The organism is Chryseobacterium sp. KACC 21268 (genome assembly GCA_028736075.1).
GTDB lineage: Bacteria > Bacteroidota > Bacteroidia > Flavobacteriales > Weeksellaceae > Epilithonimonas.
The window spans coordinates 2,680,309-2,703,734 of the sequence record CP117875.1; the positions used below are offsets into that span (position 1 = coordinate 2,680,309).

Consider the following 23,426-nt stretch of genomic DNA (forward strand, 5'->3'; position numbering starts at 1 on the left):
TTTTATTGTAGATTGATTTGTCTTAAAGTGGTTTGTATTCGAATTGTGGATAGCCACGGATACCTTCTGTATTGGTCATCCTTGTAAATCTTACTTTGAAGAAATATCCCTCTGCATCCCTTATTACATAAAAACGATCACCATAAGTTTCTAAACCATTTGTACCAACCGGATTTCTCCAATTACCTCCAATAGCACGATGATCGTTGGCAATGAACTTAGTAGGATCTATGTCTTCGGCTTTAAAATTATTATAAGCTTCAACTCCCGTTGCTGGAGCGGTAACTGTCACTTCATACGCTGCAACTCCACTCAGTAGATTACTTAAAACAAAATCTGCATAGATGTAAGTTCCTGCTCCAGCGATTGTATTTGTAAAAACTGTGAAGCATAAATCCCAATTATGTTTTTCTGGCTGGATAAGAAGTTCTCTGTTATTTTTCAGGCTAAAGAAATTGAAGTTATAATCCGAGTTTTTATCGATATTGACTTCTTTATGTGTCGTATCGTTCAAATTGGCGTACTTGATTTTGTAGCCTGTTCCATTTCTTGTGATTTGAATTTTCATCCAACCTCTGCTGTCTCCTCCGGTAACTACAGAGCCTACAGACACAGAACCTTGATAGATATCTCGTCCCATATTGAGAAGATAAACCGCATTCTCCGCATCATTTGCTGCGATTTCTGAAATTGCAGTATGTTCTGTAAGATATTGCCCCGTGACAGTATCTACGTATGTTTCATTGGTGGGATCAAAGTTGGCAACCTGTACCTTTTCCTTCAAGGCTGTAAGGTCAGATTCTTTGACAGCATCAATATTATTTGCATTTGGAATTGCTCCAGCTGCCATCATTATGGAAGTGTTGATTATTACTTTAAATTGAGAACCAGAATAAAATCCGAGATCCCAATCTGTTCTTACATTCATTGTTTCTTTTCCTGAACTCAAATCAAACCAAATCTGATTGGGCTGCGTAGGGCCACCAACCACGGGATTGACTACAGATCCATCCAAAGGTGCGACAGCCACTGGATCTTCGTTATCATTGATACACGATTGGAATAGAAATCCAGAAATTATTGAAATATAAATAAATAGCTTTTTCATAATTTTAGAGATTGTAGTTTAAACGGGCAAAGTAGCTTCTACCATAAAATAAGTTCTGGGTTGCAGCGCCTCCATTGTGAACATTTCCGGATTCTGTTGTATTGCGAATCGTACTGACATCGAAAATATTTTTGATTCCTAATGTAACTTCGAAGCGATTTTTAAAGAATGGCTGGCTCACTGTGAAATTCATCATACTGAAGTCCTCAACATCTCCTAAAACATAATTTCCTGGCTCTGCTATGGTCTGGCCGGCTTCGAAAACGAGTGCTTTTCTATTCCCTGTGTATTTATAATATAACGAGAAAATCGTTTTTGCTTTTGGTAAAGTGTAGTTGGCTGCCAAATTAGCTTCGACAAAATAATTGTAGCCACTCGGAGAGCTCAAATTGCCCGTATTCAGAATCTGAGAAACGCCCATTACGGAAACACCAGTGTTTATAGAAAATGAGTTTTTCCGTGCACTAAAAGTTCCAGAGAAAATATTTGATTTAAAATCATCTACATTTAAAAAAGTATATCTCAGCGGACTGTTGCTTATGATTACACTTTCTATCCTATCCTGCACCTGCAGAAACATCCAGCTCAATGAAGTGTCAAATTTCCAACTGCCATTAGATTTGAATGTATGATCTGTGAAGACACCTACCGAAATCCCTGTTTCTGGTTTCAGATTCTCATTCCCTCTGATATCGTGGTTACTGTCCACCATATAGGTATAAAGTTCCTCATACGAGGGAAATCTGTTTGCAGAACCAAAGATTGCTCTCAGGGTCGAGTCATTCCCTACACTGTATCTACCTGTTAAGGAATAGTTGAACTGACTGTCGAATTTATCACTCAATGCCAGTCTGGCTCCAGGTCTTAAGGAAATGTCATCTGTTAATTTCCATTCCGCAGAAAGGAAGTTAGCGTAGTTGAAAATCTTCTTATGAATATTAGGATCTTGATAGTTGTATATAAACTGATCTGCGTTTGCAATTCCACTCGTTCTGTCTAGCTCATAACCAATTTGGAAATTGAATTTTTCACTATCCAGAAAATTACTGAACATCCCTCGTGAATATAAAACTTCGGATTTGAAATAAGTTAATTTATCATCTTTTGACACCAACTGACGGTTTGGAACATCATAGTTGTAATTCTGAGATTGTCTCTCCTGGATTTGGTAAGAGAAATCTCCCATATAGTTGATTCTATTTCCAATCTGCGTTTGAACATTTAGTTGATGAATCCATCTTTTTGTGAAATAATCTGTATCCTTAGCGAAGTATGTGATGTTCCCGCCACCCAGATATTCTTCGTTTACAAGATAATTTCTGTGATTTATCTCTTCATTGAGATAGTTCACTTTGTAGTACAGTGATGTTTTATTTTTCGAATATCTTACTGCAGCGTTTGCTACAATCATATCTTTTGGCTGCCACTCATAACCTCGGAGTCCGTCATTATTCTGACTGAAGTATTTGTAACCATTTTGTGAGCCCTGGAATCCCTGGAAATCATTGTGATTAATATCAGCTGTGATCTGCCAGTTATCATTAATCCTATAACCTAGATTAAGACTTTGAACGTGTCGTCCATTTCCTTTTTTATATAGATCATATTCCTTTCCTACAGTTTCTTCCTGTAGAGATACGTTGGCTGTAAATTTTTTGTTGTAACCTTTTTTAGTAATGATGTTTATGACGCCTGCTACAGCATTGTTACCATATTCCACACCCATCGATCCTTTTACAATCTCAATACGTTCTATATTATTAACATTGATTTTGGTAAGATCCACCATATTCCCCATTCCTTCATCACTTACAACAGGAATGTTATCTATCAGGATCTTTGTGTAAGCTCCTGGTAATCCCATAATATTTGCATTAGAATCCCCAGAACTTGCACTAGGAACTATGAGAATATTAAGATTTTGATTCAGAACTTCGGCAGCATTGGTGACTGCCATATTTTTGATTTGCAGAGCATCTATCACATCTACTTTATAGATAGACTTGTTGATAGACTGAGGTTTATATTGTCCTGTAATGACAACTTCTTCAATATTTTTTTGACTAATTGAATCTTTTTGGCCGTAAGCAAAATTCAAAATTGCCACAGACAGAAGGCTCATTGTTCTCTTCTTCATTGAAAAATTTTTTGCGAAGATAAGATTTTATTTAGAATCATTAAAAACAATTTCGTAGTTTTGTGGAATAATTCTAAATAACAATTTACGTTTAATAAAATCAATTATGAAAGCAAAACTATTTTTGGCCGCTTCTTTATTTGCAGTTGTTGCAAATGCACAATTAACTACGATCGACGAAAACTTCAATAATTTCACATCTGGAAATGCTACTTTTCCTCAAAACGGATGGTCTGTAAAATTACCAACAGGGCCATTTCCCCCACAGCCAATGATGATTGTTACAGCAACAGCTGACAAGTCTCTACAGGCTTATCCTGGAAGTACAACAGCACAACCAATGTATCTTATCACACCACAAATCGTAGCTCCTGCCGGAGATAAATCCCTATCTTTTGACACTGGAATGGTTACTGGTGGATTAGGAACTACTGGGTCTGTACAAGTTGGAGTAGCGACCAATCCTGCTGATATGGCAACTTTCGTAGCTGTAGGCAGCCCTATAGAATTGACAAGCACAACTGTTCAAAATGTAAAAGTTACGATTCCTGCTTCTTCTGCAACTTATTTGGTTATCAGAACTACATCTGCGGCTATGCACTCTCCAATTCATATTGACAATGTAAAATATGATGCGACATTATCGGTATCAGAAAATGCATTCAGTTCCAACGTGAAATTTGCGGTATCTGCTGACAATAACTCTTTGAAATTTACATCTGCTACCACTCTTTCCACTGCAAAAGTTTATTCAGCAGCTGGACAAATTGCAGCAGAGGGCAAAATCACGAACAATACATTGGATATTAGCAGACTGAAAACTGGTGTTTACTTCATAGCAATAGAAAGCACTAATGGACAAACTGTTAAATCTAAATTTATCAAAAAATAAGCCTCGAGAATTATTTTAAAGATTTTTCATACAGCCTTTTAAGTTTAATCTTGAAAGGCTTTTTTATGGTCTCGAAAGTAATATGATTTTTATCAAGTTTATTTTTTAATCTTATTTAGAATAATTAAAAACAAATAGTTAGTTTTGTAGAATAATTCTAAATAACTAATATAATAATTCAAAATCAATGAAAACAAAACTACTTCTGGCAAGTTTACTTGCTTTCACTGTAAATCAAACAGTATTATCACAAACGGATGAAAATGGATACACACAGGTAGAACTTACTACTGGTCCACAATATGCAAACAGAGTCTTTTTTGACCTCTCTGCGAATAACATTGTTTCTCAACCAGCCACAGGATGGGATATTGCTTTTTACAGAAATAGCGCAATGGATTTTGGTGTGAAAGTGAATGACGCAACTAGTGTACTAACTTACCAGGTTTCCGCAGATCCAGCAGCTTTCGATACTGTGACACCGGCCGACAAAGCAAACTGGGGAGCGCCACTGTACAATCCTGACCAAACAGAAAGAATCCAGGATGGTTCTTTTGATGAAGCTAACCTACTTCCTGCAGGCGGCTTGAATTACGGGTGGGGTTCTTACGACATCGTTACTCACAAAGTAGTGGGTAAAGTTGTTTTTGTATTAGATTACGGAAATACTTACTACAAATTCTTCATCAACGAATACTTTGGAGGTTACACTTTCAAATATGCTAAATGGAATGGTACTTCTTGGGATGCTACTCAGACAAGAACCATTGCAAACGGAACAGATGATGCATTTTTCAACTATTTCTCATTTGACACTGGTGAAAAAGTACCAAACCTGGAACCAGCAAAAGCTAATTGGGATCTGATGTTCACGAGATATTATACATTCTATGCCAATATTATGATGTACAAATTATCCGGTGTCATCCAAAGCCCAAATGTTACTGTTGCAAAAGTTCAACCGGAAACTCAGGCTGTCTCTACTTTTACAGCGCCTGCTACAACAGCTTATTCTAAAAACATTACCACCATCGGTCACTCTTGGAAACCAACTACCGGAGTCAATACAGATGTTGTTTATTATATTAAAGAAGGAACTAGATATTACAGATTGTATTTCACATCTAATGGTGGTGCATCTACAGGTAATATGTATTTCAAATATAAAGATATTACAGATCTTTTGAGTGTAGCAGATTTTGGTAAAAAAGGAACTTTCGGTATCTATCCGAATCCAACAAAAGAAGATAAAAAAGTGAACATTTTGTTTGATGTCAAAGAAGCAGCTTCTAAAAACGGAAGTGTAGAGATCTTTGATTTCTCTGGCAAAAAAGTTTATGAGACAGCTATCGCAAACCAATCAGGATTCTCGACTCAGGAAGTGGATCTAAACAGACTTTCATCTGGAACTTACCTCGTAAAAATCACTTACGGCGGAAAAACAGAAACAAAAAAGCTTATTGTAAAGTAAGTCATATTCTCAGATTTTATTCTTTATGAGACCACCTTCGGGTGGTTTTTTTGTGCCTTGTGATTTGATTAAATAATGAGTAAATTTGTATAAATAATTCCCTTAAAAGTGAATGCTCTCATCAACAAAAAAGTAAATTTCCAGGATCTCGGTGTCAAAGATTATCAGCCAACTTGGGATTATCAGGAAGAATTACTCAAACAAAATCTAGATATCAAAATCCACAATCGGGAAAATCCGGAAGATCTGAAGGCAACTTCCAATCATTTACTTTTTGTAGAACATCCGCACGTTTACACTTTGGGCAAGAGCGGTCACGAGTCCAATCTTCTCGCCAACGAAAACAAACTTAAAGAGATTGAAGCGACTTACGTCAAAGTCAATCGTGGTGGCGATATTACGTATCACGGTTTCGGACAGATTGTCGGCTACCCTATTTTGGATTTGGAGAATTTTTACACGGACATCCACCGCTATATGCGAGATCTTGAAGAAGTCATCATCCGAACCATTGCAGAATATGGCTTGATAGGCGAACGTTCGCCAGGCGAAACAGGTGTTTGGTTTGATGTCGGAAAACCTTATGCAAGAAAAATCTGTGCTTTGGGTGTGAAAGCGTCACGTTGGGTCACAATTCACGGTTTTGCATTGAATGTCAACACCGATATGAAATATTTTGATTACATCATTCCCTGTGGCATTTCCGATAAGCAAGTCACTTCTATGCAAAGAGAACTTGAAAAAGAAGTTGATTATGAAGAAGTGAAGGAGAAGATCAAAAAACATTTTGTGGATGTCTTTGGATGTGAACTATTATAAGTGATAATTAATGATTGATAACGATTTTAAATCAACTATCATTTATCAATGATAATTTATAATTTTACATTGTCATTCCAATATCAATTCCTTTTATTTTTCTGTAAAGATCGGTCGCATAGTTATCTGTCATTCCGGACACATAATCAATAACACCCAGGACTTTCTGATAATCTGTTCCGTCTTTATAAAAGAATTGTTTTGGAAGTAGTTTCAGTGCTTTTTTATCGTACGATTTCATGGCATCTTCAGACTTCAGAATTGATGGAATAAAATGATCTAAAAGTTCATACATCACATTGTAACCCGCATTTTCTATCTCTACAACTGCTTTATGGTTATAAATCTTATCAATGGAAAAACTGGTAATATCCTGTAAAGTTTTGTTTTCGGATTTATAAATATCCAAAAGTCCCTGATCTAGATTGCCATCCAATATTTTATTGAAATTAGTCTTATAGAGTTCTACCGATTTATTAATCAAGGCATTAATGACTTTAGCTCTGAGGTAAGAGATTTGTTCGTTTTCATTGCTTATGGAGTCCAGTTTGCCTTTTACCTTTTTCAAATCATTAGTTTCAGATTTTACCAGCTCAAAGAAAAGATTTTTGCAGTCAGCAGTGGAAACAATGCCCAGTCTATGCGCATCCTCCATATCGATGATGTTGTAACAGATGTCATCTGCGGCTTCAACCAGCCAAACAAATGGATGCCTTTTGAAGATATGGGGATTTTCACTTTCAGAAATCATATTCGTTCCCTCAGCAATCTTCAGAAAAATATCTTTTTCGTTTTGAAAAAAACCGAACTTCTTGCGGTGGATCACACCTTTAGTTTTGGCAATTGCTTCACAGGGATATTTTGCAATACTTGCCAGTGTGGCAAAAGTAAGCTGGATCCCGCCTGCATCTTTCCCCTGCTGTTGCTGGGCAAGCACTCTGATTGCATTGGCATTACCTTCGAAGTTTACCAGATCTGCCCATTCTTTTTCATTGAATTTTGGTTTCAGCGCTGTTTCATTTCTATCAAAATAACTGGCAATGGCATCTTCTCCGGAATGTCCGAATGCGGGATTTCCAACATCGTGACACAGGCAAGCCGCTGCAATGACGTTACTCAGATTGTGAAGGTAAAAACTTTTGGAATCCTCTGTCAAGTCACTTTTAAAACTATCATGGATGAACTCACCAATTACGCTTCCCAAACTTCTCCCTACAGACGAAACCTCCAAAGAATGCGTGAGCCTGTTATGGACAAAAACACTGCCTGGCAAAGGAAAAACCTGGGTTTTGTTCTGAAGTCTTCGGAAGGCTGATGAAAAAATAATCCGGTCAAAATCTCTCTGAAAATCTGTTCTCGAAGCCTTTGTATTTGGATTATTTCCTGTTCGCTGATTGGTGTAAATCTGGTTTAAATTCATCATTTTTCAAAATTACTTCAAATTTTATTTTTAACGGAATAATATTTGAGTTTTTATGGGAAAAACTTATTATGCCAGAAGGTCCAACAATTGTTTTGATGAAAGAAGATCTCCAGAAAATGGTGGGAAAAAAAGTGGTGTCTGCTTTTGGGAAATCCAAGATTGATAAAGATAAACTGATTGGTAAGACGCTGACAGAAATCAGACTCTACGGCAAACAAACCTATTTGATCTTTGATAAAATTGGCGTCCGAATTCATCTCCTGATGTTTGGCTCCTATGAGGTGGACGAGCAAACCAAACCGGACAAATCCCTCCAACTCGGCTTAACATTTAGAAAGGGAAAAATGCTCTTCTACACCTGTTCCGTTAAAATGGTGGATGATGATTTTCTAAAAACCATAGACTGGAAAGCTGATGTGATGAGTGATGACTGGGATCCCAAATACACCAAAAAGAAACTGAAAGCGCAACCTGAAATGATGGTTTGCGATGCGCTGATGGATCAGGATATCTTCTCTGGTGTTGGTAATATTATCAAGAACGAAGTGTTGTTTCGAATTGGTATTCATCCCGAAAGCCAGGTTTGCAATCTTCCTGTGAAGAAATTAAATGAACTGCTGACCGAAGCAAGAAACTACAGTTTTGATTTTCTGAAATGGAAAAGAACCAATGAACTGAAAAAGCATTGGCAGATCTACCACAAAAAGAAATGCCCAAAATGCGGCGAAGATGTGATCAGAAAAGATACAGGAAAAGGCAAACGTTCCAGCTTTTTTTGCCAGAAAGATCAAAAATTATATTAATGACAAAAACTTCCTCATAACTAAAATGTTGGAAAGTTTTAGTCATACCAATATTTGATTTCATTTTAAATTTACTTATCATTGGCAAAAAATTTATCATATGAAGAATAAATACCTTTTACTATTATCCTTATTATCATCATTTGCTTTTGCACAGAATAATATTTCTTTTGAAAGTTCAGAAGCTTATATCCTTGGAACCATCCAGGGACAAAACGGTTGGGAAGTGACTCTTAACAATGATGAACAGCCAATCGCCAATCAAACAATCTCAAATGAAAGGGCCTCTGAAGGGACACAATCTCTTAAAATAAGTGTAGATACTGCAGAAGATTTTGGCTGGTTTCCTATTTTCGGAGCAGCAAAATTATTTGAAAATCCTTACAACTACCAGACTACGACGGTAGAATTTGATGTTTATATCACAGAATTGGAAGGTTCTACTTTTGAGTTTGGGACTTTTGGAATTGTGGAGACAGACGAGTTTATGCCAATTTCCATCTACTCTTTCAATTATACGGGAAATCTTGAAGTTGTTAAAAATGAAGATTATGATTACGAAAATGCAAACTTCACTTGGGAAGCAAACAGATGGTACAAGCTGAAAACAGTCACTTCAGAAACCAAAATCGACTTCTACATTGATGGCGTTCTGATCCATTCAATGGAGAATTTTGCCAAGACGAATATCGCAGGTGTTAATTTTGTACACGATAATTTCTCAGGTAGCGCTTACATAGACAATCTGAAAATTAATGATATCTCAATGGCCGTAAGTGACTTCACAAAAGAAAACATCAAACTTTATCCAAATCCGGTAAAAGATGTTCTGAAAATGAATCTTCCAAATGGAGAAAAAGTTTCATCTGTTGAAGTTTACAACACCGTTGGACAAAAGGTCGCTGAATACAGAAATGTTGAAGAAGTGAATCTGAGCCCACTGAAGTCTGGTAACTATATCATCAATTTGAAAAGTATGTCAGGCAAAACTTACAGTTCTAAAATTATCAAACAGTAAATCAAGTTATCAAATCCCGTTCAAATGAGCGGGATTTTTTTGTGTACGTCATCGTAGAATTAAATATCTTTAATAAAAATTAAAAAAGCAATGTCAACAGCCATCAATCCAGAAACGCTCAAGTTCCTTTCAACGCTCGAAATCAATAATAATAGAGAATGGTTCAACGAAAACAAACCGCTCTATCTGGAAGCCAAAGCGAACTTTGAAAATGTGGTAAACGAAATCATCGTCGATGTGGCTGATTTTGACGAAAGCGTGGAACGATTGGAAGCTAAGAATTGTATTTTCAGGATTTATAAAGACACGCGATTTTCCAAGGACAAAACGCCCTACAAAACCAACATTGGTGCATCGCTCGTAGAAAAAGGTCCGAAAACGCTGAACCACGCTGGATATTACATTCATCTCGAAAAAGGAAAATCTTTTCTCGCAGGTGGCGTTTATATGACTGAACCGAAAAATCTGAAAGCCATTCGTGAAGCCATCAGTTCTGACGGTGAGACATTCCTGAAAATCCTCAATAAAAAATCCTTCAAAGATATTTTGGAATTGCAAGGCACAAAATTGGTGAAAGTTCCACAAGGTTTTGATAAGGAAAATCCAATGGGTGATTATCTCAAATTCAAGCAGTTTACCGTGTTCCATCCTTTGTCAGACAAGGAAGTTCTGGATAAAAATTTTGTCAAAAATACGGTGAAGGTTTTGAAGGAAATCTATCCATTCAATCGGTTTTTGAATGAGGCGATTGGAAAATGAAAGGCTAATTGCAATTAGCTTTTGGCGATTTGCTTTCAAATCAAATTATTGAGAATTAGAAATATATTTTACATTTTAATTAATAAAAACTTAGATTGAAAGCAACTTACAGGATTTTTGCCAACATACTGTTTTTGAACATTGTAGCGATTATAATGTTGCTTTTTACGTTGCAAATGTTAGTCGTGGGAATTCTTGGCATCAATGAAGTTGGGTTTTACCATTTTGTGGGTTCAAATTTCATTTATATCATCTTCTTTTTCATTTATTTATGTTTGGATATTTAGATTTTGACAGCGACACTTTTGCCAATTATTAAAATTGATAATGATGGAATTTCAGCCTATTCAATTTTTTGGAAAAGGCATATCAAATGGGAAGAAATCAAAACAGTTAAACTTTTGAAAGCTTCTAACAGACGTGTTGGCGTAAGTTCTTTTTCGAGAGCTTCGGTCACTTTTGAAATCACCAAAAAACCAGAAACGAAGAATAATGCGATGACCAATAATGGCGTGAGAGTGAAAACTTTTATTATCATTTCGAAAAAAAATTACCAAATTCCAGAATCACTTTCCTTAGGCGGAAAATTGCTAACGCACGGAAAACTGACGACAAAACAGGACATTGCATTTGAATTTGAAGTGAAAGCTTGGGAAATGATTCAGAGGATAATTAATTCATAAAACGAAAAAACCACAAATGAAAAACATCCTATTTTTAATATTAACAATCTCAACATTGTCCTGCAAAGAAAACAAACTTGCAAAAGTTGAAAATTCAAAGAAGACAGATTCGATTCATCAAACGGTTTCAAGTTCTGAAAAGCCAGAGTTGAAAAAAGACAGCACGAAAAAAGTGGACGTCGGCTTTTATGACAGATTTGAAAAATTGCCCAAGTTGACTTTTGAAACTATCCCTGAACAAGAATTTTTGTCCGTTGCTGAAAGGAAATACATTGACACTTCGAAACCACAACAGAATGATGATTATTTCTTTGTTCAGACCGCTGTGAAGAAACATCAGTTTAAAAAATATCGCGATTACGGAGGAGAAAAAAGTTGGAGCGGATTTGAATATTTGGGTTATTATCCTGATTTGAAATTATTTGCAATCACAGATAATTCAACGGCGGAAAGTTTGGGATTTGGAGAATTGTTCTTACTGGACAGCACGAATGATTATGAATACAACATCGTTTCCTTCGGCGATGGCAGTGTGGAATTGCCCATTCCATCGGTCAACAACACGTATTTTGTTTATTATTACAACAGTGTTTACGAGCATAAAAATTGCGACATCGGTATTTTGAAAATTAATGACAAATCCAATCCAAAAAATTTCCTCACCGAATATGCGAGCTACAATTCCAAAGATTTTGCCATCGAAAAAATAGTTTGGAAAAGCGACAATAGCTTTGTGGTAAAAGGTTACGAAGAAGTTTATGAAAACGAAAAATGGGTAAAAAAATATCAATTCTACAAAACTGAATTCAAGTAAATCCAACCTATGAAAAGCCGAAGCCTAATTCTGTTTGTCGTTTGTGTTTTTATCAATTTGCTGGTTGGTAATTTGGCTTTGATGATGTTTCCAGATTTGGATTTTCTATATCGAATCATCATTTCACTAATTATTGCTGTCATCTATGGAACTGCATTTTTCCATTTGGACAAAGATGAAAATCAAAATTATGGCAAATGGAAATTGGCTGGTATTTCAATTTTGTTAAGTCTATTTGGAATGTTGGTGGCGTGTATTTTCACTTCGATTGGAACACGTTTGCCAATGGATAATGTGATTACGGCTGGACTGAAAGGCATCGTTCCGTTGTTCATCTTTTCGATTGTGTTCGCTTCGCCGTTTTGGATTCCGCTGGCAATTGTGAATTTTGTTTGTCTTATTTATATGAAGAAACTTCCAGTGAACTGGAAAAATACGACAACCTCGATTTAGGTCACATCGAATGGACGAATGGGAAAGTCAGCGTTTCCTTGAGTGGCATTGAGCAGTTTGTTTGTAAGTACCAGTTTTATATTGGATTGAAGGATGAGAAAATTTAATTTTTAACGAAATTTTGGATTGCAATTTGTTACAGCATTTATGACAGATTGTAATCAAATTCACAAACAAATCACTAAAAACTCAAAGAAATGAACATTGAAAAACTAAAAAAACTTGAAACTGATTCTACGATTATCAACAAATATATCGGCGTTTCCTCATTTGGGCACAACAGAATTATTTATCTTCCCTTGGTCATCGGAATCGGACTTTTAATGTTTGTCGCAATGGCTTTTTTCAGCGACTTGACGGAAACCGTTGGAATGACAATGCTTATCGTCCTAGTTGCAGTTGCGATTCTGTGCTTTGGACTTGTCAAAATCATTGCAGATTCTACGAAGAAAAAATTATTGGCGACCACCAATATTGCTCCAATTTCTGTGGCAAAAATCATTGTAGGAAATGCGACTGAACGCGTCTTCTATTGCATCTACACCACCGATGAAAACCGCCACGACGAAAGCTTCATCGACAGAATTGCAGAGAAAATCGACATCGCTATGGAGAATCCTCAAACACCGATGAACAAAGAAATTGCAATTTTGTTCCGTCCAGATTTTATAAAACCTAACGAATTTGCCAAAAAACTTCCTTTGGCTTTCACCGAAAACATTGTGGTTTGGCGCAAACAAGTTTCATTCGTAGCAAGTCCAAAAACCGTCAACGAGAAAATTAGAGAGGAAGGTGATAAATTTCCAATGGTCACTATAATTCCCGAAAATGCTCGATTTTTATCTGATTATTACACGGATTAATTTTTTATTTTAATTATTCAGAATAAACTATGACGCAGAAAAACATTAGCATCACCATCAAAAACTTTGGCAAAAAGAACGACTTGGTGCTTTTGTTTTTCACTGGTGTTTTTCTGGTTTTGGGATTGCTGAGTTTATTTTTGAATTGGCGAAATGTGATGGCCATTATTCTGATTTTTGTTCTAATATTTCTCGATAAAAAATTAAGGACAAAGTTTTCAATTTTAATCATAATTTACGTCGTTTCGATTATTTTAATTTCACAAATACCTGAAATTGAATTTATAGAAATCCTCGCCACTTCCATACTTTTCTCGCCACTGTTTTTCTATGAGTCCAGTTTAGAAAGCATTAAAGATTTTCAGAAAGAAGATTCCTTCGAAGTTTTTTATTTGGATTCTTCTCTATTAAAATGCCTTCATACAGAAGATAACGACTACAAATCTTACGCTTTGAATCCCAAACAATTCCTGAAAACTTTCAGTGTCAAAGACATCAATTCTTTCATATTTAAAGAAAAACATTTGTCGATTGTCACTAGCAAATTCATCATCAGACCAAGAGAATTGAATATTCAAAATATTGAAAAAATTAAATCCTTCGTAGAGGAAAACTTTCCTGAAAAATTAAATCTCGAAAGTGAACATCAAAAAGCTTTGAAGAACGAAAGTAAAATGTACATTTCAAAACTGTTGTTGGTTTTACCTCTTATTTTGGCTTTTATCGTTATCTATTTTGGTGATAATGGCAGAAATCATCTGGTAACCTACACTTCGATTGCGGTGACCATTTTTTGTTATATCTTTTTGATTATCAAAATCAAACGCAAAAAGTAATTTGATTTTTCAATTATGAAAATAAAGTGGTGAATTTTGGAAGCGAAGTTGACAATCATCAGACAAGAGAAATTCTTAAAATATTGCAAAGTCATCATTAAACAGCTCTATTGAATTTTAGTTAACAATAATGACTTTTTCTTCATTATTTTTATTTATTTTTGACGGTAATCGTCATATCAATGCAAAAAATCGGTTTTTTCCTGTTACTATTTTTAGGATTTTCACAGAATTATTTTTCTATCAATAAGCCAGCTCAAGACAAAGACGAAATCCAAAAATTAATCGACCAATCCAAACGTTTCTTGGAACAGCGAAATAAACCGAATGCGCTTATCTCTGTAAACAAAGCGATTAACCTTAGTAAAACAAAAAAAAACACCGACCAACAAATCCTCGCCTTGAATCAAAAAGGAAAAGTCCATATGGCTTTCAGGGAATTTGGTGAGGCTGTGAAGGTTTTTGAATCGGCAATCAAACTTCCATCATCCAACAAAAACTGTGAGATTTTCAACAATCTTGGGGTTTGCAAATTCAATCTTGGAAAAGGCTACGAATCTATCCAAGCCTGTCTGCAAGCCAAAAAATGCTACGAAGAAAGCAAGGAAGTTGCGAAGGTCAATTCCACACTTTATATGTTGGGCTGGAGTCACGCGTACGTTGGAGAATACGACAAAGCGTCTCAATATTTTTTGAAACAGCTGGAGATTCTGAAAAAAGACACAGCTCAAGTTCTGAACAAAGGAAAAGTTTACCGCGGATTGGGAATCAATGCTTCGATGAAAGGAGATTTCAAATCTTCAATCAATTATCTGAATCAGGCCTTGAACATTTCAAATTCCAAAAAAGACATTGTTGGCACTTTTGAAAATCTAAGCGCGCTTTCGTCCAGTTATGCGCAAATGAATGATTTTGACAACGCCTTCAAATACAGCGAAAAAGGATTAATCGAAGCAAATAAAATCAATGATGAAGCGGTAATTCTGGAAGCGAAAATGAACGCAATTACTGCATTGGTTGGTCTTAAGAAATTTGATAAAGCCTCAACATTCATTACAGAAATTGCAAAAGATACAGCAAAATATTACTTTGTCCCGACGTTCAAAGTTCAATATTATCAAAACAATTCTTTGATTCAAGAAGGACTTGGCAATTACAAAGACGCTTTGTATTCTCAGAAACGTTTGAAACAGTACAACGATTCCATCATTTCTGTCAACAATACGATTGGAATTTCACAATTGAAAGACCAATACAACTTCGAAAAAGACCAAAACACAATTCTTGCCCAAAAAACAGAACTCGGCAAACAGGCAATCAAACTTAAAAACAATACAATTCTTACAATCATCATTTCATCCGTTGGGATAATTTGTCTTGTCATTTTTGCATTTTCAATTTATCTGAAGCGCGAAAAAAGAAAACGATTGGATTTGCTTTCTTTAAAATTCAAAGATGGTTTTAATGAATATTTGAAAAACAAGTACGATTTGACGCAACAGCAACTTGAACTTTGGTTGAAAATTGTGGAAGGCGTAGAGGAAGTGCAGATTGCTGTCAGCTTTTTCAAATCTGCCGAAACTATCAACCGATGGAGACGACAACTGTACGCCAAATTAAACTCGGTGGAGGAAACCGAAAAGCATTACACCAAGCCAAAAGCCATCATTCTGTACAACAAAGAAGTCGACCTGTTCAAAGAACTTTCAAATCGATGAATTTATTAAATCAATGACAATCATAGAGTTATAAATTTTGACCCCTACCAGTCGGTGACCCTTGAGGCTCAATCTTTATGCCTCGTTTCAATTTACTTCATTGCTCTATTCGTTTGTAATATTTGTTTTCTAATATTGCATCAGTATCAGATTTGTTTTATCAAAATAAACTTTTACCGATTGCAGTTGACACGATTTAAAACCAAAATATTAACAAGAAAAAAGAAAGAAATGAAGAGAATTTTTACTTTATCATTCATTGCGTTGATAGGCGCGCAAAGTCTAACTGCACAAACCACAGATGTGGCAACTGGAATCAACTATCCTTGGGGAATCGCCTTCAAAGGAAATGATTTGTACATCACAGAAGCATTGACCGGAAGCATTTCCAAAATCAATGTCAATGATGCATCGCCTACGCCAACTCTTGTTATGAGTGGATTGAGCACAGCCATTGAACTTGCATTCAAAGGTGATGAGCTTTACATTAATGAATTTGATGCCAAGAAAATTTCCAAAATAAATATTACAGATGCGACACCAACGCCAGTAGATGTTTTGACAGGAATCACAGGCGAAGCGTACTCTTTACAAATCAAAGGCAATGACCTTTATTACGCACAATATTTCGAAAACAAAATTTCAAAAATAGACCTAAGCAATCCTACACCCACGCCTACCAATGTTGTCACAGGAGTTGGCACGCCAAGCGGACTATTTTTCGACGGCGATGTGCTCTACATCTCTGAATCTGTTGGCAAAAAAATTTCAAAAATCAATATTACCGACCCAGTGCCAACTGCCTCCACTGTTGTGACAGGATTGGAGGATGAGCCTTACACAAGCATTCTTTATGGCAGTGATTTGTACGTTTTGCTTGCTTCGGTAGGAAAAATTGTGAAGGTAGACCTTTCGGCAACCAACCCAACCGCAACAGACGTTGTCACTGGAATTGCGTTGTCCCGAGGAATGGCAATCAAGGATAATTACTTGTACATCTCAGATTTCATCGGAAACAAAATCTCCAAATTGCAATTGCCGACTTTAGCTGTGAACGATTTTTCTAAAGTTAATTTCCAGGCTTATCCAAATCCTGTTTCCGACTTTCTTCAAATATCAGGTTTGACAAAGGCGGAAAACTATACCATTTTCAACATTTCTGGAATGCAGTTGAGCAAAGGCGTTATTAATAACAATCAGAAAATCAATACAGAAAATTTGAAATCTGGTCTATACTTAATCAAATTAGAAAACGGACAAACAATTAAGTTTATTAAAAAGTAGACTACAAAACACGTCTCTATATATCTGAATAGCGGGAATGGACTTAGTAAAAAAAGTTTTTTCCTGCTATTTTTGTTTTAATCCAAAAGGACATTGGCGGTAATTTTGCTGAATCATTTTTAAAAACAAAAACCAATGACAAAAACAGTAACCACACTTTTCATTTCTTGTCTAATGATTCTCAGCTGTCAAAAGGAAAAGACTCAAAAAGTTACGACTTATAATTCGGTTGAACCTGCGAAAGACACGCTTCAAATTTCAAATCCAAAACCAACGCCAGAAGTAAACGACAAAATTGTCATTTCAAAAAAGCACAAGCCAAATTCTATTTCTTTGGATTTGGACGGAGACGGATTGAAGGATGTTGTGAATATCGTTCAGAACCTTGAAAATCAGAAATATGGATTGGAAATTCTGTTCGGCAACAAAAAACTGGATTATCTTGGGATGGGAAAAGATATTGCAGGACAGGGCATTGATGACATCGACTGGGTTGGCATCTTCGAAGTTGCTCCAAAGAACGAAATCTATTACAACAACGTCAGCGATGATGGCGAAATCCTCACGGAAGACCAAGTGAAAGAATCAGACAAAATCAAACTTCCGAACGACGGGATTTTCATCCATCAGGCAGAATCCTGTGGCGGTGGCGTCATATATCTGAAAAACAGAAAATACGAATGGATTCAGCAGGAATAAAAACGATTGAATTATGAAATTTAAATATAAATTTTTCGCATTACTGACTTTGCCTTTTTGTTTTTCAAATTGTAATGATAAAAACGAAAAGCCACAAACCACACAATCATCTTCGGAGAATAAAACTCTAGTTTCAATAAAAACTGAAACAAAACAAAAAACCATTTCGACAGAGAAAGCCGTAAAAATCGCGGAAACACAATTCAAAAAATATCTCCCAACGATTCTGGAAGCGCACAATGGCTACATCGATAGTCAGGATACTTTCACTGGAGATTTTACTGGAGATGGCGTTGCCGATGTTGCCATCTATTTTTCACTCGGTTCCAATGACGGCGGAAACGTTATCGTGGGACAGGGAATCGCATTATATCAAAACACGGGAACTTCTGTGAAGGTGATTGCTGGCTATGAGCCTGATTATTTATTTAATTTTAAAAAGATAAGCCAAGGCAAAATCTACGTCGAAAAAATGGAATATGCGGAAACCGACGGCAGATGCTGTCCGTCCATCAAAACAGAACACGTTTTGAAAATTTCGGGAGGAAAAGCATATTAAAAAAAAATCTCTACTAAAATGAATCAGTAGAGATTTAAATATATTAAGCTTTCAAATAAGCTTCAATTTGTTCTTGCGGAATCAAGTCTAAGATGGAATTTACATCGATGATTTTATGTTCATTGATGATGCTTTCCACCGCTTTTTTCGCATCGGGCTGATTGACCAATTGTTCCAAAAGTCCGTAAGTATTGACCATTTTTTTGTGTGTATTTTCCTCATCACCACCAAACCAGGAACCGTTGAAATGATGACTCACATAATTCTTCGGTAAGTCCTGAGAGAAATAGATGGATGGATAAAGCGTCACATCGTGTTTCAATTTTTGAATCGTGTCGCTGTAGCGGTCTGCGCCATATTCTTTCTCGAGCATTTCGGAAAAAATATCTGTGTTGATGCGCTCTACAAAACCATTTTGCTTGTCGTAATAATCTACAAAATCCTTAGAAAGCTGATGATTCGGCTCTGCCATCCAAAATGCAGAATAAGGAACACCTTTCACCTCGAAACCGCAAACGGCCTTCTCATCCAGAAACTCATCCAGCGGAAGTTTCAGTTCCATATCCGTGTCCATATAGATTCCACCGTGGTCCAGCATTACTTTGGAGCGAACATAATCCGAAACAAATGCCCATTTTTTCTGAGCAAAAGCTTCTTTCACGTAGTTGTTGTCTTCCAGAGGTGCATTGCTTTCGTTCCATTCCACAATTTCAAAATCCGGATGCACTTTTTTCCAAGTGGCGATGCAATGTTCTACCAATTCGGTTTTTGCCTGTCCGCCAAACCAACAATAATGTATTTTTTTTGGAATCATAAATTTTTATTTTTTGAATGTTAATAAAGAAAGCAGAAATCTCTGCAACTCGTTTATTCCTTGCAAACATCAAACCTTTGTATAATTTTGAAGGAAATTTTATTAATAAAAATATTTAATGAAGTGTTGATATGATTGAGATTTCATTAAAAATATAAAATCCCAAATCACTTAGAGCTTGTCTTAATTTACATTATAAATTTTTATTAACCACATAGGCACATAGTTTCTATAATGATATAAGAAAAAATAGTCGGGCATCTAATTCTATGTAATCTTTATCAGAGTAAAGCAGGATATTTCCTTATGTGCCTATGTGGTTCAATATTATATTTAATGATAATAAACTCTTGGGTATGATATTCGTTGCAATATTTTTTTTAATTTGATTAATGACATCTATGGAAAATCAGCCTGAGAACAATTACCAGCCAAAGAAATACGTAGAACTTTCCACGCCCGATTGGGTGAAAAATACAACGCTTTATGAACTGAATGTCCGGCAGTTTTCCGAAGAAGGTAATTTTCAGGCCGTCGAAAAACAACTTCCAAGACTCAAGAAAATGGGAATCGATATCATCTGGTTGATGCCCATCAATCCGATTGGAGAATTGCACCGGAAAGGCAGTTTGGGCAGTTATTATTCGGTGAAAGATTATTTGGGAATCAATGCGGAGTTTGGGACGGAAGATGATTTTCGAAGTTTGGTCAAAGCGATTCACAATCAAGGAATGTACGTGATTTTGGATTGGGTTGCGAATCACACGAGTTGGGACAATCATTTGGTTGATGAACATCCCGAATGGTATATGAAATCCAGAAAAGGAACTTTCCAATCCACGCGCTGGCGGGATTATGATGATATTATCGAACTTAATTACAAGGAACCGGAACTCCGAAAATATATGACCGACGCGATGAAATATTGGGTCGAAGAATATAACATCGATGGCTTCCGTTGTGACATTGCAAGTTTTGTCCCGATTGATTTTTGGGAAAATGCAAGAGCAGAACTTGACAAAATAAAACCGATTTTTATGCTCGCAGAAGCCGAAGACAAAGAACTTCACCGCAAGGCTTTTGATTCCACGTACAACTGGACGCTTTGGAATATTCTTCATCAGATTGTTCAGAATGACCTGAGCGTGAAAACCCTTACTGAAGCTTACATTGCAGAACACGTTTCCATTTTCCCAAAAGCCGGAATACGAATGAATTTCATCGACAATCACGACAAGAATTCCTGGGAAGGCAATCAGTACGATAATTTTGGTGAAGCGTTGGAAGCGACCACTGTTTTTACTTTTTTGATGGACGGCATTCCGTTGGTTTACAGCGGACAAGAAGCTGGACTCGACCGCTCTCTAGAATTTTTTGAAAAAGACCCGATTCACTGGACACCTCACAAATTCGAAAAGCTCTACACCACTCTATTTTCATTAAAACATCAAAACCAAGCGCTCTGGAACGGCGATTGGGGCGGAGAAATGGTGAGAATTATGAATGACCGAATGGACCAGGTGATTTCCTTTGTTCGAGAAAAAAATGGCGACAAAGTTTTAGCATTTGTCAATCTCAGCAAGGAATTGATTATGGTACAATTTGATACGTCATTTGACAAGGGAATTTATAAAAATCTTTTTACCGGCGAAGAAAAAACGGTTTCCGAAACCGTCATCATCACTATGGAGCCTTGGGAATATTTGGTTTTGCATCAAACACAATCAAAACTGGACTGAGAAATTGGCGGAAGTTTTGATGATTAATTTTCAAATATTTAAAACTATGAAAAATGTATTGATTTTGAGTTTGTTAATTCTCAATGGATTGGCATTCGGACAACAAAAGAAAACTAAAAAAGCACCGCCTATTGTAAAGCAAAATCTCCCAGAACCGCCCAAAGCAAAAGATTACGAGACTATAATCTCAGAGGATTCTAAGAAATGTTTTGTTTACAAGGTCGAGGAAAAAAAGGATTCTCTGGTGTACGTTACCGAAAATCTTCTGGAATATGGTTGGGCGGGAAGCAATGCAAGATTGATAATTACAACATATAATTATGATGCTTCAAAAAAAAATCCAAAGTATAAAAGTGGCGATATCTACGCACCATCACAAAGATTACGCTACATCGATGGCCATTATAAAATCGAAAAAAACACGCTGAATTTTACGCCAGACAAGGCCGAGAACTATCAGAATCGAACATTCAAATTGGTGTACAAACCGAAGACACAAAATGTAGAATCCTTGAAAGACGAAAACAATCACCCATTTAAAAAAGGAGATTGTTCGCAACCGACAATCAGTTTGTAATAAATGAATTTTAAAAGATAACCAGACAGGCTTGAGTTTTTACTTAAGCCTTTTTTTTGCTTAATTTTGCGAGCATTTATTTATGGTGATTTAAAATATTTTAATTGACTTACAATTTCAAATCGATATGAACCAAAAAGACATTCCCGAAATCATCATCGGACTTCAAAATGCAGATTTGGAGCTTCGGGAAAAATTGATTTCAGAAGGGAAATTGGGCGAAGGTTATAATAAAGAAATGGAAAATCTTCACAATCAAAATGCGGAAGTTTTGAATGAGATTATAGAAATCATCGGATTTCCAACGGTTGAGAAAGTGGGAAATCAATCAGCATATTCAGCTTGGCTAGTGATTCAACATTCGATTGGGAAGCCCGAGTTTATGAAAAGATGTGCGGAACTTTTGGCAATTGAGGTTAAAAAAAAGAAAGCTGACGCCAGAAATCTCGCCTATCTCATAGACCGAATTGCGACTTTTGAAAATAAACCGCAACTTTACGGAACCCAATTTGACTGGGACGACAATGGAGAATTGAGCCCAAATGATATTGACGACATCAAGAAAGTCAATCAAAGAAGAAAATCGATTGGTTTGAACACGCTGGAGGAACAAACGGAAATCATCAGAACGCAGGCAAAAAACGAAAATCATTTGCCACCAAAAGATTTGACTAAAAGAAAAACGGAGATGGAAAATTGGAAAAAATTAGTGGGCTGGATTAGATAGAATTTAAGGAATTATGAAAAGAGTAACAGTATTTTGCGGTTCCAGCTTCGGAACCGATGAGATTTATAAAACACAAGCCATTTTATTAGGAAACAAACTGGCAGAAGAAAATATCGGATTGGTCTATGGCGGTGCAAACGTCGGATTGATGGGCGCTGTCGCAGATGGCGTTTTGGAAAAAGGTGGCGAGGTTTTTGGTGTTTTGCCCAACTTCCTCAGGTCAAAAGAAGTTGCCCACGACCACCTGACCGAATTATTTTTGGTTGAAACAATGCACGAACGAAAAACCAAAATGAACGACCTTTGCGATGGCGTGATTGCTTTGCCAGGCGGTTTTGGAACTTTGGAAGAGTTTTTCGAAATGCTGACCTGGGCGCAATTGGGGCTTCACAAAAAACCAATCGCCATCCTGAATATCAATGGATTTTATGATTCATTGATTACATTCATTCAAACGACCGTTGACAAAGGTTTTCTCAAACAAGTGAACCAAGATATGCTCATCGTAAGCGATAATATCGAAGAATTGTTGGACAAGATGAAAAATTACGAAGCACCAACTGTCGGAAAGTGGATTACAAAAGAAGAGGTTTAGAAAGCAAATCCAATGGAAAAACTGCGCACGCATATTGAAGAAATCGTCTCATTGACGGATGATGAATTTGATTTGATAAAACCATTCTTCACGCCAAAACGAACGTTGAAAAATCAGTTTCTCATTAATGAAGGTGATGATGCTCAGTATGAATTTTTGGTTCTGTCAGGCATCTTCAAAGTTTTCTATCTGGACGAGCAAGGCAAGGAATTTATTCTGCAATTTGCGAAAGAAAATTGGTGGATGTCCGATTATCAGGCATTTTTCCAAAATAAAAAAGCAACAATGTACATCGAATGTATCGAAGCTGGCGAAGTTTTGGTCTCTACTTTGGAAGGCAGGGAAAAACTGTCGTCGGAGCTCCACAAGATGGAACATTTCTACAGAATGAAATTGACCAATGGCTACATCGCGCTCCAGCAACGCGTCAAACTTTTGCTTTCCAGCACGCCACAACAGCGGTACGAAGAATTCTCAAAGTTCTATCCCGACTTGCTTCAAAGCATTCCAAAAAAGCTGATTGCGGAATATCTCGGTGTCAGTCGGGAGACGCTCAGCAGACTTTATTCCAAATAAAAAATACAGAAAGTGTGATTACGGTCACACTTTTTTTGTGACTTGTGTCCTTCTCTTCA

The 23,426-nt window shown here is 36.4% G+C and carries 24 protein-coding genes; 20 read left to right on the forward strand and 4 right to left on the reverse strand.

What is annotated here, in order from left to right:
* Positions 1 to 22 precede the first annotated feature (22 nt).
* Together PQ459_12495 and PQ459_12500 are read right to left on the reverse strand one after the other, a co-directional pair.
* Complete coding sequence (locus PQ459_12495) at positions 23 to 1,108, reverse strand: HmuY family protein (GenBank protein WDF45715.1); 1,086 nt, start codon at positions 1,106 to 1,108, stop codon at positions 23 to 25.
* A gap of 4 nt (positions 1,109 to 1,112) precedes the next feature.
* Positions 1,113 to 3,245 carry a TonB-dependent receptor gene (locus PQ459_12500; protein ID WDF45716.1) on the reverse strand — a complete coding sequence of 711 codons (2,133 nt, stop codon included), beginning with the start codon at positions 3,243 to 3,245 and terminating at the stop codon, positions 1,113 to 1,115.
* Between the two features lie 106 nt (positions 3,246 to 3,351).
* Between PQ459_12500 and PQ459_12505 the strand changes: the two genes are divergently transcribed.
* The 3 genes from PQ459_12505 (at position 3,352) to lipB (ending at position 6,427) form a co-directional block, all read left to right on the forward strand.
* On the forward strand, positions 3,352 to 4,137 hold the full coding sequence (locus PQ459_12505) for a T9SS type A sorting domain-containing protein (GenBank protein WDF45717.1): 786 nt from the start codon (positions 3,352 to 3,354) through the stop codon (positions 4,135 to 4,137).
* Positions 4,138 to 4,324: 187 nt separating this feature from the next.
* On the forward strand, positions 4,325 to 5,608 hold the full coding sequence (locus PQ459_12510; protein ID WDF45718.1) for a T9SS type A sorting domain-containing protein: 1,284 nt from the start codon (positions 4,325 to 4,327) through the stop codon (positions 5,606 to 5,608).
* A 108-nt stretch (positions 5,609 to 5,716) separates the two neighbouring features.
* The gene (gene lipB / locus PQ459_12515) at positions 5,717 to 6,427 is read left to right on the forward strand and encodes a lipoyl(octanoyl) transferase LipB (GenBank protein ID WDF45719.1); all 711 of its coding nucleotides are present in this window, start codon (positions 5,717 to 5,719) and stop codon (positions 6,425 to 6,427) included.
* A gap of 64 nt (positions 6,428 to 6,491) precedes the next feature.
* On the opposite strand, the gene PQ459_12520 is transcribed toward lipB, so the two are convergent.
* Positions 6,492 to 7,847, reverse strand: coding sequence for a deoxyguanosinetriphosphate triphosphohydrolase (locus PQ459_12520; GenBank protein WDF48724.1), 1,356 nt, complete (start codon positions 7,845 to 7,847; stop codon positions 6,492 to 6,494).
* 98 nt (positions 7,848 to 7,945) lie between these two features.
* On the opposite strand from PQ459_12520, the gene PQ459_12525 reads away from it, so the two are divergent.
* From PQ459_12525 to PQ459_12580, 12 genes are all read left to right on the forward strand, one after another.
* Positions 7,946 to 8,653: an endonuclease gene (locus PQ459_12525; protein ID WDF45720.1), complete on the forward strand. Its 708-nt coding sequence runs from the start codon at positions 7,946 to 7,948 to the stop codon at positions 8,651 to 8,653.
* A 100-nt stretch (positions 8,654 to 8,753) separates the two neighbouring features.
* Positions 8,754 to 9,671, forward strand: coding sequence for a T9SS type A sorting domain-containing protein (locus PQ459_12530; GenBank protein WDF45721.1), 918 nt, complete (start codon positions 8,754 to 8,756; stop codon positions 9,669 to 9,671).
* A 90-nt stretch (positions 9,672 to 9,761) separates the two neighbouring features.
* A complete protein-coding gene (locus tag PQ459_12535) occupies positions 9,762 to 10,430 on the forward strand; it encodes a DUF2461 domain-containing protein (GenBank protein ID WDF45722.1) in 669 nt (222 codons plus the stop codon).
* Between the two features lie 290 nt (positions 10,431 to 10,720).
* On the forward strand, positions 10,721 to 11,113 hold the full coding sequence (locus tag PQ459_12540; GenBank protein ID WDF45723.1) for a hypothetical protein: 393 nt from the start codon (positions 10,721 to 10,723) through the stop codon (positions 11,111 to 11,113).
* Positions 11,114 to 11,129: 16 nt separating this feature from the next.
* A complete protein-coding gene (locus PQ459_12545) occupies positions 11,130 to 11,927 on the forward strand; it encodes a hypothetical protein (GenBank protein ID WDF45724.1) in 798 nt (265 codons plus the stop codon).
* Between the two features lie 9 nt (positions 11,928 to 11,936).
* The gene (locus PQ459_12550; protein ID WDF45725.1) at positions 11,937 to 12,380 is read left to right on the forward strand and encodes a hypothetical protein; all 444 of its coding nucleotides are present in this window, start codon (positions 11,937 to 11,939) and stop codon (positions 12,378 to 12,380) included.
* Positions 12,381 to 12,577: 197 nt separating this feature from the next.
* Entirely contained in the window at positions 12,578 to 13,243 is a 666-nt protein-coding gene (locus tag PQ459_12555) for a hypothetical protein (protein ID WDF45726.1), read from the forward strand.
* Positions 13,244 to 13,272: 29 nt separating this feature from the next.
* Positions 13,273 to 14,079: a hypothetical protein gene (locus tag PQ459_12560; protein WDF45727.1), complete on the forward strand. Its 807-nt coding sequence runs from the start codon at positions 13,273 to 13,275 to the stop codon at positions 14,077 to 14,079.
* A gap of 182 nt (positions 14,080 to 14,261) precedes the next feature.
* Positions 14,262 to 15,797, forward strand: coding sequence for a tetratricopeptide repeat protein (locus tag PQ459_12565; GenBank protein ID WDF45728.1), 1,536 nt, complete (start codon positions 14,262 to 14,264; stop codon positions 15,795 to 15,797).
* Between the two features lie 231 nt (positions 15,798 to 16,028).
* Positions 16,029 to 17,081 (forward strand): T9SS type A sorting domain-containing protein, encoded by a 1,053-nt coding sequence (locus PQ459_12570; GenBank protein WDF45729.1) that lies wholly within the window; start codon positions 16,029 to 16,031, stop codon positions 17,079 to 17,081.
* A 135-nt stretch (positions 17,082 to 17,216) separates the two neighbouring features.
* Positions 17,217 to 17,780, forward strand: a complete 564-nt coding sequence (locus PQ459_12575) for a hypothetical protein (GenBank protein WDF45730.1) — start codon at positions 17,217 to 17,219, stop codon at positions 17,778 to 17,780.
* A 13-nt stretch (positions 17,781 to 17,793) separates the two neighbouring features.
* Positions 17,794 to 18,339 (forward strand): FG-GAP repeat protein, encoded by a 546-nt coding sequence (locus tag PQ459_12580; protein WDF45731.1) that lies wholly within the window; start codon positions 17,794 to 17,796, stop codon positions 18,337 to 18,339.
* Positions 18,340 to 18,382: 43 nt separating this feature from the next.
* Here the strand turns inward: PQ459_12580 and PQ459_12585 are convergent, their stop codons facing one another.
* A complete protein-coding gene (locus PQ459_12585; GenBank protein ID WDF45732.1) occupies positions 18,383 to 19,153 on the reverse strand; it encodes a glycosyltransferase in 771 nt (256 codons plus the stop codon).
* Positions 19,154 to 19,554: 401 nt separating this feature from the next.
* Here PQ459_12585 and PQ459_12590 point away from each other — a divergent pair, with 401 nt between their 5' ends.
* From PQ459_12590 to PQ459_12610, 5 genes are all read left to right on the forward strand, one after another.
* Positions 19,555 to 20,892: an alpha-amylase family glycosyl hydrolase gene (locus tag PQ459_12590; protein ID WDF45733.1), complete on the forward strand. Its 1,338-nt coding sequence runs from the start codon at positions 19,555 to 19,557 to the stop codon at positions 20,890 to 20,892.
* Between the two features lie 46 nt (positions 20,893 to 20,938).
* A complete protein-coding gene (locus PQ459_12595) occupies positions 20,939 to 21,469 on the forward strand; it encodes a hypothetical protein (GenBank protein ID WDF45734.1) in 531 nt (176 codons plus the stop codon).
* A 127-nt stretch (positions 21,470 to 21,596) separates the two neighbouring features.
* Positions 21,597 to 22,196 carry a hypothetical protein gene (locus PQ459_12600; protein WDF45735.1) on the forward strand — a complete coding sequence of 200 codons (600 nt, stop codon included), beginning with the start codon at positions 21,597 to 21,599 and terminating at the stop codon, positions 22,194 to 22,196.
* A 13-nt stretch (positions 22,197 to 22,209) separates the two neighbouring features.
* Positions 22,210 to 22,791 (forward strand): TIGR00730 family Rossman fold protein, encoded by a 582-nt coding sequence (locus tag PQ459_12605; protein ID WDF45736.1) that lies wholly within the window; start codon positions 22,210 to 22,212, stop codon positions 22,789 to 22,791.
* 12 nt (positions 22,792 to 22,803) lie between these two features.
* The gene (locus PQ459_12610) at positions 22,804 to 23,367 is read left to right on the forward strand and encodes a Crp/Fnr family transcriptional regulator (GenBank protein WDF45737.1); all 564 of its coding nucleotides are present in this window, start codon (positions 22,804 to 22,806) and stop codon (positions 23,365 to 23,367) included.
* Positions 23,368 to 23,426 lie beyond the last annotated feature (59 nt).